At 47.9% G+C, this 11,027-nt stretch carries 11 protein-coding genes; 6 read left to right on the forward strand and 5 right to left on the reverse strand.

The features are described from left to right. Positions 1–9 precede the first annotated feature (9 nt). From HNQ56_RS14380 to HNQ56_RS14395, 4 genes are all read right to left on the reverse strand, one after another. Entirely contained in the window at positions 10–1,554 is a 1,545-nt protein-coding gene (locus HNQ56_RS14380) for a flavodoxin (protein WP_429147477.1), read from the reverse strand. A 34-nt stretch (positions 1,555–1,588) separates the two neighbouring features. Next, positions 1,589–1,720 (reverse strand): hypothetical protein, encoded by a 132-nt coding sequence (locus tag HNQ56_RS14385; protein ID WP_429147480.1) that lies wholly within the window; start codon positions 1,718–1,720, stop codon positions 1,589–1,591. Beyond that, positions 1,707–2,252 (reverse strand): flavin reductase family protein, encoded by a 546-nt coding sequence (locus HNQ56_RS14390; RefSeq protein ID WP_429147483.1) that lies wholly within the window; start codon positions 2,250–2,252, stop codon positions 1,707–1,709. The genes HNQ56_RS14385 and HNQ56_RS14390 overlap by 14 nt, the downstream gene beginning before the upstream one ends. Before the next feature lie 277 nt (positions 2,253–2,529). After that, positions 2,530–3,291, reverse strand: a complete 762-nt coding sequence (locus HNQ56_RS14395; protein WP_429147485.1) for a tyrosine-protein phosphatase — start codon at positions 3,289–3,291, stop codon at positions 2,530–2,532. A 289-nt stretch (positions 3,292–3,580) separates the two neighbouring features. Between HNQ56_RS14395 and HNQ56_RS14400 the strand changes: the two genes are divergently transcribed. Both HNQ56_RS14400 and HNQ56_RS14405 read left to right on the forward strand, forming a co-directional pair. After that, the gene (locus tag HNQ56_RS14400) at positions 3,581–4,174 is read left to right on the forward strand and encodes a DapH/DapD/GlmU-related protein (RefSeq protein ID WP_429147488.1); all 594 of its coding nucleotides are present in this window, start codon (positions 3,581–3,583) and stop codon (positions 4,172–4,174) included. A gap of 38 nt (positions 4,175–4,212) precedes the next feature. Then, positions 4,213–5,112, forward strand: coding sequence for a DUF362 domain-containing protein (locus HNQ56_RS14405; RefSeq protein WP_429147490.1), 900 nt, complete (start codon positions 4,213–4,215; stop codon positions 5,110–5,112). Positions 5,113–5,175: 63 nt separating this feature from the next. Here the strand turns inward: HNQ56_RS14405 and HNQ56_RS14410 are convergent, their stop codons facing one another. Further along, positions 5,176–7,260 carry a beta-galactosidase gene (locus HNQ56_RS14410; RefSeq protein ID WP_429147493.1) on the reverse strand — a complete coding sequence of 695 codons (2,085 nt, stop codon included), beginning with the start codon at positions 7,258–7,260 and terminating at the stop codon, positions 5,176–5,178. A gap of 340 nt (positions 7,261–7,600) precedes the next feature. Between HNQ56_RS14410 and HNQ56_RS14415 the strand changes: the two genes are divergently transcribed. From HNQ56_RS14415 to HNQ56_RS14430, 4 genes are all read left to right on the forward strand, one after another. After that, positions 7,601–8,119: an RNA polymerase sigma factor gene (locus tag HNQ56_RS14415; protein WP_429147496.1), complete on the forward strand. Its 519-nt coding sequence runs from the start codon at positions 7,601–7,603 to the stop codon at positions 8,117–8,119. Between the two features lie 88 nt (positions 8,120–8,207). Beyond that, on the forward strand, positions 8,208–8,870 hold the full coding sequence (locus tag HNQ56_RS14420) for a hypothetical protein (protein WP_429147499.1): 663 nt from the start codon (positions 8,208–8,210) through the stop codon (positions 8,868–8,870). Then, a complete protein-coding gene (locus tag HNQ56_RS14425; protein WP_429147501.1) occupies positions 8,854–9,729 on the forward strand; it encodes an ABC transporter ATP-binding protein in 876 nt (291 codons plus the stop codon). The genes HNQ56_RS14420 and HNQ56_RS14425 overlap by 17 nt, the downstream gene beginning before the upstream one ends. A 2-nt stretch (positions 9,730–9,731) precedes the next feature. Then, entirely contained in the window at positions 9,732–10,940 is a 1,209-nt protein-coding gene (locus HNQ56_RS14430) for an ABC transporter permease (protein WP_429147504.1), read from the forward strand. The last annotated feature ends 87 nt before the right edge of the window (positions 10,941–11,027 follow it).

Genomic DNA, 11,027 nt, shown 5'->3' on the forward strand with positions numbered 1-11,027 from the left:
AAGCACCCCTTAATACCAGTCATGCTTTTCTCCGCGGTCAAGGCTGTTAATCTGCTTCATTTCATCCTCGGTTAATTCAAAATCGAACAGGGAGATATTCTCCAGGATATGGTCCGGATTGCTGGAGCCGGGAATGACCACCACGCCCTTTTGCAAATTCCACCGAAGGATGACCTGCGCTGCTGATTTGCCGTGGGCCTGTGCAATGGCTGCAATGGTTTCATCGCTCAGCAGTTCCTTTGTATACCCCCTGCCGCCCAGCGGATACCAGCCCTCCATTACGATACCCTTTTCATGCATGTATGGGATTACATCGTTTTCCTGATAGTAGGGATGGATTTCATTCTGTACAAGAGCCGGTACAATGGAGATCTGGGGTAAAAATTCTTCCATCTCTTCAATATACCAGTTGGACAAACCGATGGAACGGATTTTACCGTCCTGAACGGCTTGCTCCATAGCCTTGTACGCCTCGGCATCTCTCTCTCCAGGATGATGCAGCAGCATTAGATCAATGTATCCCACATCCAGCTTTTCCAACGCTTCATCAATAGCCTCTGCAGCATGATCAAACTGATTAGGATATAGCTTCGTGGTTACAAAGATTTCCTCCCTCGGAACATCGGACTGCCGGATCGCTTTGCCGACTTCTGCCTCATTGTGATACATATAGGCGGTGTCGATCAATCGAACACCGCTTTCCAGTGCCGCTGCAATGGACTTCACACATTCATCCCCCGTCAGACTGTAGGTGCCGATCCCGGCAACAGGCATCTCGTATCCGCTATTGAGCAGGACTGTGGGAGCCTTTCCGTTTTTACCGGTACCCAAGTCAAAGGAACTGGCGGAAGCATTGGATGATGCTTTGATTACCAGGTCCAGACTGTTCAGCCATTCTGTCAGCTCCTCTTTGGATGTCCCTGCTGCAAAGCGTTTACCGTCCTTCCAATTTGTACTGTCAGGACATAGTGGATGCAGGCGGGTTGCACTGGAGCCGATGCCGCTGCCGCCTGAGGTACAGAAAGGCACAATGGTCTTCCCGGAAAAATCATAGCTCTCCAGGAATGTGGAGACGATCCTCGGCGCTTGTCCCGACCAAATGGGATAGGCCAAGATCACGGTATCATATTGTCCCATGTTTTCCGCTTGGCTGGCTATTGCAGGTCTTGCAGAAGAATCCTTTTGCTCCTTTATTGATCTGGAGGAAGAGTCATTGTAGTTCAGGTCTTCTTTGGTATAAGGTACTTCCGCCTCGATCTCATATAGGTCTGCATTCAAAATATCCGCCGCATACTCTGCCAAAGCGGCAGTATTTCCGGTGCAGGAAAAATAGGCCACCAGCATATTTGCATTCAATTTCTCTGAATTTGCTTCATCTGTTGAGCCGGATTTTTCTAACCCGGGGGAGGCCGTCGGCTCAGCCCCTTCTGCAGCAGGTGTTTGCTCTGAAGGCGCAATGGATGTACTGCTGCCCGGATTCGCTTCTTCTGTACCGCAGGCAGTCAGTGCCAGAACCAGCACAAATCCTATAATAAATATAAAAACTCGTCTCATGTTTCGCTTCTTTCTTCCTTGCCCTGCTAAAAACTCAATCCATGGGATGTTCCCAAGATCCTCTTGTATCTACCCCTGTCTGAGCTGCCAGATGCTCCAGCTCAGACGTCTCATCCTCTGTCAGCGTAATGGAGGCCGCATTTGCTGATAGGCTATTCCTTTTCAATCTTCATGCACTTACCGATTACCTCTCCGGTGCGCAGATACTCATAGGTGGGCATTTCAAACAGGACAGGCTTTAGCCTGCGATAGTCCAGTTTGCCTTCTTGGTTCAGCACGCCATCCTCCGCATAGGTGTTCTCGATTTTCAAAATAAAATTATCAAAGCCATTGGTGTCATAGACATGCTCTACGGTGCACTCCATGGAAACCGGTGCGGCTTTGATGATGGGCGCACCCGCAGCACCCACTTCGTAATCAAAGACTTGGGACTTATCTGTGTCGCTGCCGCTGACGGAGCCAACATAGTCAACCTTCGGCAGCAGAGCCTCGTCCGCAATATTTACCGAAACGGCCCCCGTGGCTTTGATTCCCTGATTTGTGTAGTGTGGTTTCGCACAGCTAATCATAATACGGTCGTGGCTCATAATTCCCACATGGGCTACCAATAGCCAGTTTGGTTTTCCGTTCACCATGGCACCTACCACGGTAACGGGCGTAGGGTATAAGGCAATAACAGATCCAATATTCTTCTTCATGATGTTTTCCTCCTGATTATTTATAGAAACTCTAACTTTTACATATGATTTCTTCTTTTTTATTATATGGAACCTGTATTAATATGTAAAATGCTTATATTTGATATTTCACTATGCTCAAAAGGTATAATTGTTTGTGATATGATTAATCTACGATAGAACCATGAATCTGCGATAGAACATGCTATAGAGAGGAGGAAAACCCATGGATAATGAAAGAATACAGCGTGTTCCGGTCATTGGAACACGCTGTACTTATATAGAATAGCATCATTATTTATACAAGGAAAGACGAGCGTATCCGGTCCATTGTTTCTGTCTGGATGCCAATCCCCTTTTCAATATACGCCATGAAGGAGCCGTACAACTCTTCGGCTTTGTTAAAGGAGGTCTCAAGCCAATGCGGTCTCACACTCAGATAGATCGACATTGCATGGATTTCTTCCTCCGTTTTTCCGCTCTTGCGTGCCTCTTTCATCAGCCGCTTATTTTCTTCCTTCCTGCTCTCGATTGTAAGCAGATAATCGGTCAATATATCCTCCCTGGAGGCACCCAGGATGGTGAGAATAATTGCCAGTATAATGCCGGTTCGGTCTTTCCCGGCATGACAGTGAATGTAAGCTCCGCCCTCTGTCCGAGTGGAGAGGAGCTCTACAATATCATGAAAGCATTTATTAGCATACTTGTTCGTGATAAATCCTGCATAAATTTTACCCATGTAGTCATCCGTACCCTCCGCGTGTTGATACCACATGGGATTCATTTGGGACTGCTCCTTCATATCCTGCATGACCTCAAAGATATGCTGGCTCACACCGGGAATCTCCCCGTCGGGCTCCGTATCACAGGCGGTCTTGTTTCGCAGATCAATAATGGTATCAATATGATAGGTACTGCAGAATTCCTTTTTTTCCAGGTCGGACATTTCGTAAAGCTGCCCGCCCCGATACAGCCGGTTCGGCTTTACCCTTTTTCCGGCATACCCGGTCATACCGCCAAGATCACGAAAATTCACAGGTGTAGCTTTTGTAACTGCCATACTGTTCTTTCCCCCCCTATATTTTACTTCGTTGCACAGCTGCCGTCCGTCTGAACTGCTTTCCTGTGTAAGAAAATTACTTGTTGATAATACATCTTTAATGCTTGGAACAAAGCTCTATAAAACTAAGTATACAGGTTAATAGTCCGTGGATCAAATAATATACGTTTTAGGCATCAGATAATATTTATTATAAGTATTTTACATACTAATAAATATTTTCTATAATTTAGAATATGGAAAATAGCAGCTTGCTCTTATCCAATATTGAAAAGTGAGGATCGATAACGTGGAATTAAAAGATTTTTTAGATCATCTAAATAACGGGCGCCCAGTGATTGGAGGGTCCGAAGTCCATCTCTTTATGCATAAAGTGAGCCAGGAAGCGCTGCAGATCACAGCACAGCTGAACAATACCTATCACACACCGGAAGAAATCCGCAGCTTAATGTCAAAGCTGACGGGAAAGCCCATTGACGAATCCTTTGCCCTGTTCCCGCCCTTTTACACAGACTGCGGCAAGAATATCACCATAGGAAAAAATGTGTTCCTCAATGCAGGCTGTAAGTTCCAGGACCAGGGCGGTATTACCATCGGTGACGGCTCCCTGATCGGGCATAACGTGGTCATGGCTACCCTTAATCATGACCTTGCACCGGAAAACCGGAGCACCATGCACCCGGCATCCATTGCGGTCGGGAAGAATGTGTGGATCGGCTCCAATGCCACCATTCTTGCCGGAGTCACCATTGGGGACGGAGCCATCGTCGCCGCCGGTGCGGTAGTGACGAAGGATGTTCCGGCAAACACCATCGTGGGAGGTGTCCCAGCTAAATTCATCAAAAAAGCAGCTCCTTCCAAGGAAGAAGAAAAGCAGGAGTAACTGACAAATAACAACGATATGAAAGCGAGGAAAGCAAAATGCAAAAAGCTTCAAAAACAAATCTGGAAAATAACCCGGTTGTTTACATGACCACCGATATATCGCCGGAGGGAATGATGGCGGCCTATAAAGCGCTGGAATGGCAGCCCGCCGGCAAGGTGGCGGTAAAGCTCAGCACCGGCGAGGCTGGGAACACCCATTATCTGTCTCCTGTCCTCATCAAGGAGCTGGTACAGCAGGTAAAAGGCACGATTGTGGAGTGCAACACAGCCTACGGCGGTTCCCGGGCCGGTACGGCGATGCATTTGCAGGTGGCAAAAGACCATGGCTTTACCGACATTGCCGATGTGGATATTATGGATGCTGACGGCTCCCTGTCGCTGCCCGTAGCAGACGGAGCCCGTCTGAAGGAAAACCTTGTGGGAGCAAACTTCGCAAATTATGAGTCCTGCCTTGTGCTGTCCCATTTCAAAGGTCATGCCATGGCCGGTTTCGGCGGCGCAATCAAAAATATCGCTATCGGAATTGCCTCATCCGAGGGAAAAGCGTGGATTCACACCGGAGGAACCAGCCGAATCATTCGGTGGGATGCCGATCAGGACTCATTTCTGGAAGCTATGGCCGAGGCGGGTAAGTCTATATCCGATTATCTCGGCCATGGAGAGCGCATCGTTTATATTAACGTGATGAACCATTTATCCGTTGACTGCGATTGTGACGGTAATCCGGCTAAACCGGATATGCGCGACATCGGCATTCTTGCCTCCCTTGACCCGGTGGCCCTGGATCAGGCTTGTGTGGATCTGGTATATGCCGCCAGGGATGGAAAGTCACTCATTGAACGCATGGAATCCAGAAATGGAATTCATACCCTGGAGCATGCGGAGCGTATCGGCTTTGGAAGCAGAGCATATACGCTGGTAAGCCTTGACCGCTGAAGACTTGCCGCGGCATCAAAGCAATCTTAATAATACGTTGTCGGCTTTAATAAATCGAAATTTTTAATAATGAATCGGCGGGACATATTCAGGTACTGTATCATAGGCCGGAGCCAGTCCGCTTGCCACTGCGTAGATGCCGCTGTGGCAGGCCTTCATCGCTTCGGCCAGTTCCTTATATTCCTGCATGGCCACATCCACCGCGCCGATCTGGTAATTCTCGCCGTCAAAGCGTCCCAGGCAGCTCTGGTCGTTCAGCTGGAAATAATGGGCTCCGAGAAAATAAGGGCTGAGGGCGCCTTGCTCCACATAGTACCGGTAAGCCCTGCCCCGCTGGGTCTGGTCGGACACGCCCTTAATACCATGTGCGGTTAATCCCATATCCAGAGCGCCGTGGTGGAATTCACCGATCATCACCGGCATATCCAATAATTTGCCGATGCTCTCCACCTCGTTATAGGGGGAATGCTGGTAGCTGTTGATGGAAAAGACATCAAAGTTCTGGTGTCCGCTGAGAAGGGTGGTATCTGTAATATAGGCATACCGCATACCCAGATTAAGATGATTCGGATCTGTTTTGCGGCAGGCCTTTGCAGGAAGCTCCACATACCGGGTAATCATAGCAACGGAGAATTCACCGAGGTCCTTTGCTGCCGCTTCGGATAAGGAGCAGGCATGATCAATGGGCCTGTTTAACTCATGGAATCCGGCAAGCTCCAGTTTCCAGGCTTCGTTAAAGGCAGTGATATCCCGGTATTTTGAGGCCATCCTGGATATAAATTCTTCTTTGGAGGCGGTGGCTTCAGGGTTGGCCAGCATCTCCTCGGCAATATTCAGATTGTGGACAAAAGCCCAGGCAGGCTCATTGCGCATAAAATATCCGATGAGATAAGGATCATCCCGGAAGGGCAGCAGGGCGTCGGCATATTCCTCAGAGCGTGTCGCGTACTCCTCGGAATAAACATCGGGGAAATCCCGGAAAAGCTTCACGTCTGTAGAGGGATAACCGCGCTTGCTGTAGGAATCCAGGGGCAGCACATAGGGCATCCCTGCGTAACGGATAAAATTCAGATCAGACCAGTTGCCGATGGTGTTAATCCCCCATCGGAAGAGATACATTTTAAGGATTCGTGCCCATTCTGCCCACCAGTCATCCGGTCCGAAGGCGGTGATCAGGTTGGCGATGCCGTAGTTAAGGAACTCCATGCCGGGCCCCGGGTGGCGCTCCCCGGTATAAGCGGCTTGATAGATGCCATTTTTATCAGGAAGGAAGCTGCACCATTGCCGGACAACATCAATGCGGGTCTCCTCTCCGGTCCGCAGGCAGTCAATGCCGGTGGAAAGAAAGGCATTGCCCTCCGGGTCTACCAGCCACCAGCGTTTTCCGTCGTGCTGGGTGCGGAACCAGCCGGTTGCGTCGAAGGCTTTCCCGGTCCATCCTCCATACTGGTCCCAGTCCGGGTAGCTGTAAGAATAGTCATAGGTCTTTGCCGCATCGGACAGCTGCTGAAGGTGTCTGCTGCACTGTTCCCGGCTGTCAAGCTTATTCTCCCAGCGCTTCGGAAGCCATTGGCCCAGCTCATCCATGAGCTTCCTGTCCTCCAACTGTATCTCAGGCACGTCTGCCGATAGATAAAGCTTGCGAAGCAGTACCCGGTGTTCCTTAAGGTAGGGCATGGTGGTCAGATGAATCTCCTGAACCTCCGATTTTTTGATCGGCTTTCCAAAGACCGTCATCTTAAGGCGGCCCGGCGTCCTGGGCGGGAAGATGGACTGGCTGTCCAACAGATTAAGATCGACGGGAACCGTCAGGTCAATCTGGGGCAGAAGGCCGAAGATCATCCGCAGATCGGCTTCCCGGAATAGCTGACGGGAGGCTGTGCCGTCCTGCGGATGATATTCAGAATCCGGTTCCGGGGTATTCCGGTAGACATTCACCTGAAAACACATGGAGGCATCCTCCAGCACCCTGGCTTCCATTACGATATACTTTAATTGCTCCAACGCATCGGCGCCGGACAGATTGCTGCCCTTCCTGTAGATGCACAGATCAAGTCCCTCTGCCGGGCAGGTGAAGACCACATCTCCATTCTCCGTAAGCTGTTCGCTTCCCCGGACGATTTCATACCTTCTCCTGGTTGAACTCATGATAATACCTCCATTCTGTTAATAAAATGAAACTCTCCCTAATCTTATCTTATTGTCTAATTCCCATGAAGCAACTTTATTGATGCCATATTTCAATTGTTGTTGAGTGGTTTCGTAATCAGCCTTTCTGGCAAATACGGTATAAATCGCTGACAGCTTTATTTTACTATGAAATCGTGAACCATTCCACTTCTTTATGAAAGGATTGAAAAAACTCAAAACAAAAATAAAATTATTTGATCATTTTAGGCTCTTGATCCGTTCTTAATAGAGAGACAAGTATAAAAAATGGTGCGATAAGCAGGGAAAGAAAAGTTTGCGGGAAAGGAGCGGGGCGTGTGTGAAGGATGATGAATTACTGAAACAAATAAAAGCAGGAGATGAGAATGCCGCGGAGGAGCTGATAAAACGTTATTATGCGTCCATTTTGCGATATTGCCGGCGGCACTGCTTCAACATGGAAAAAGCAGAAGACCTGACCCAGGAAACCTTTTTCAGGCTGTTTAAAAGCTTACCGCAATATAGTGGGAAATGTTTTAAAGCATATTTATATACCATTGCAAATCACCTGTGCATTGATGAAAGCAGAAAAGCCCGGTGTTATCCATTGGAATTAGAAAATAATAAAAATTGGGCGAAGGAATGTAATGAGCTGGTTCAAATTGAAGACAGGGAAGAGATGAATTATTTATTGAAAAATCTGTCACCGGAGCAAAAGGAAGCAATTCTTCTGAGATTTGTAGAGCAGCTGGGCTATCTGGAAATAGCAAAAGTGATGGGATGCACCATGCGAACGGCGCAAAGCAGGGTCAGAAACGGGTTAAAGATTATGAGAAAGGAGCAAGGCTATGAGAGGTAAAGAGTGGAAGGAATCCTTGCATCAATCCTTGAGGGAATCCCCGGAACCAGAAAGGATGGAGGAAACAATAGCATTATGTATTACAATTATGCGCGAATTTTCCGTATTACCGGAGGAAAAGAGAACGGGGTTCTGGGGCTATTTATCCGATGTGTTTCGCTTTGAAGGCGCCAGGGTATTTGGATTACAGGGGCTTACACTGCTTCTGGTCTGCCTGGGAATTTCAACAATAGCGGATATTCCTGAAAACATACCAATCTTTATGCCGTTGTTTGCATTGGCGGTTATCCCGGTATTGTTTCGTAGTCAGACCTGTGGAATGTGTGAGATAGAAGCGGCCACCAGGGCATCCGGCGCGCAGATCATCCTTGCAAAGCTAATACTGGCAGGCGCATCGAATCTGGTCTGTATGACGGTGTTATTCTGCCTGGAGCTGCGCTTACAAAACTCCGTCAAGGAGGTCGGACAAATGATTTTATATTCGCTGGTGCCATATTTAGTCTGTATGGTTTTGATGCTGCGCTGTGCCAGGCTGTGCAGGAGAGAGAGCACTGTCCCGGCTCTGTTTATTACCCTTGGTTCCTGCGCTTGCTGGGGAGTATCGGCAAAGGTGCTGCCCTGGCTGTATGAAACCTCGGCGATGGGAATTTGGATCATTGCGCTCCTGTTTTTTGCTGTATTTTTCATAAAAGAGGTTCATTTTATTATTGAAATGAGAAAGGAAGGAAGAATGTATGGAATTATCTCTTGACCGTCTTACAAAGCATTATGGAAGTAAAATAGCGGTAGATTGCGTCAGCGCAGCATTAACCCCCGGAGTATATGGATTACTGGGAGCGAACGGCGCGGGAAAAACAACGTTAATGCGTATGCTGTGTGCCATCCTGGAGGCCACCTCGGGGGAGGTATTGCTGGATGGGAGGAATGTAATTGATATGGGGGCCGATTACAGAAACCTTCTCGGTTACCTTCCTCAGGATTTTGGTTGCTACCCCAATTATACTGCCTCAGAATTTTTAATGTATATTGCCGCATTAAAAGGAATACCAAGAGAAGCCGCAAGGAAACGGACAAACGAACTGCTGGATATGGTGGATCTGAGGGGGGCGGCTTCCCAGAAGATAAGGACCTTTTCCGGGGGTATGAAACAGAGAATCGGTATCGCACAGGCATTGCTGAATCAGCCGAAGGTGCTGATTCTGGATGAGCCGACAGCCGGCCTGGATCCCAAGGAACGAGTACGCTTCCGTAATTTGCTGTCCGATTATGCAAAGGACAGGATTATAATTCTTTCCACCCATATTGTATCTGATATAGAAGCAATTGCAGATAAAGTATTGCTGATGAAGAAAGGGAATTTCTTATTACAGGGAACCGTGCCTGAATTGGTGAAAAAGGCAGAGGGCAGGGTCTGGGAACTGAAGGTGTCTCCGGAAGAGGCCCGCAAATGGCAGGCAGAGGCGACGGTGGCCAATCTCCGGCACGAAGGAAAGAGCATGGTGCTCCGTATTATAGGCGATTCCCTGCCGGCAGAGCAGGCAATTCCATGCGAAGCATCCTTAGAAGACTTATATTTATACTATTTTCCGTCAGAGGAAGGAGTGAGATAGCAATGGAGTTATTTGTATTAGAACACAAAAAAATATGGAGAAGAAAAATTGTCAGAATCAGCGTTTTTCTATGCTTCCTTATTATTGTTATATTTGGGAGCGTCCTTTCCTATCAATGGTTTTCTCATGGCAGCTCTAATTATTCCAGTGGGTTTGGCAACAATTTCGACGGATACTCCAATATAAGAAACCTGCAGGAGTACGGGAAGGAAAGGGGCGGAGATTTAACGGATGAAAAATTGCGGCAGCTGGTAAGGGACTATCAGAGAATAGAGGCTGCCGGAAAGGAAGAGGAGCTGAAAAAGACCGACTGGATCACAGTAAACAGCTGGCTGAAGGCCTTGTGGCCGGAGCTGGAAGATCCGGGCGTCTATCAATTAATGATAAGCTATGTGAAACCAGAACAACTTACGGGCTTTTATGAGAGACGCCGGCAGAAAATCGAGGATTTTCTGGAGATCAGCGGGCAGACAGGGGAAGAGAGAGAATATTTATTACGGATCAATGAAAAAGTGCGGGAACCCTTCCGCTATGAATGGGTAGAAGGCTGGTCACAGCTTCTTGGAAATGCCATTGCGGATATGGGGATGGTAGCAGCGGTGTTTCTTGCGATTATTCTGTCAACGGTATTTGCGGGGGAGTGGCATGATAATACCGGTTCCCTGGTGCTGACGACAAAGAATGGATGGGAAAGGCTGGCCTATGCTAAGATTTTCGCCGGTCTGGCATTTACTCTGGAATTATTCATCCTGCTTATCGCCGGCAATGTAGTGTCGCAATTATTTTTTATGGGAACAGCAGGATGGAATATGCCTGTTCAAAATATCAAATTGATTGCTATCGCACCGATGACTATGCTTCAGGCAGAAATTTATGAGTATGCCTTTCTTTTGCTGGGGGCGATTGGATTTGCAGGGGTGGTTATGCTGATATCCGCAGCTGTGAAAAGCAATGTTACTGCGGTGCTTCTTAGTATGGCAGTTGTGTATCTTCCCATGATGATTACGGAGTATCTTCCGCTGTGGGCACAGAAGGCGTTGGATTTGCTGCCCCTGGTGGGAAGTCCGGCGGATATTTTTAGAACAAATATATATCATGTTTTAGGGAAAATAATATGGTCGCCTTATCTGCTGATGACTGTTCCGATTTTGTTTGGAATTCTCTGCATTCCGTTGGCAATCAGAAGCTGGTCCGGGAGATTAAAAGTTTAAATACGTTACAGCACAGAGTGCAATGTCAGTAAGTTAGGCCAGGAGCACTCCGCCAAGTCACTTTTGCTTGCCTTACCTTCGTGCGTT

Origin of the sequence: Anaerotaenia torta, assembly GCF_050433395.1 — a bacterium.
Classification (GTDB): domain Bacteria; phylum Bacillota; class Clostridia; order Lachnospirales; family Lachnospiraceae; genus Mobilitalea; species Mobilitalea torta.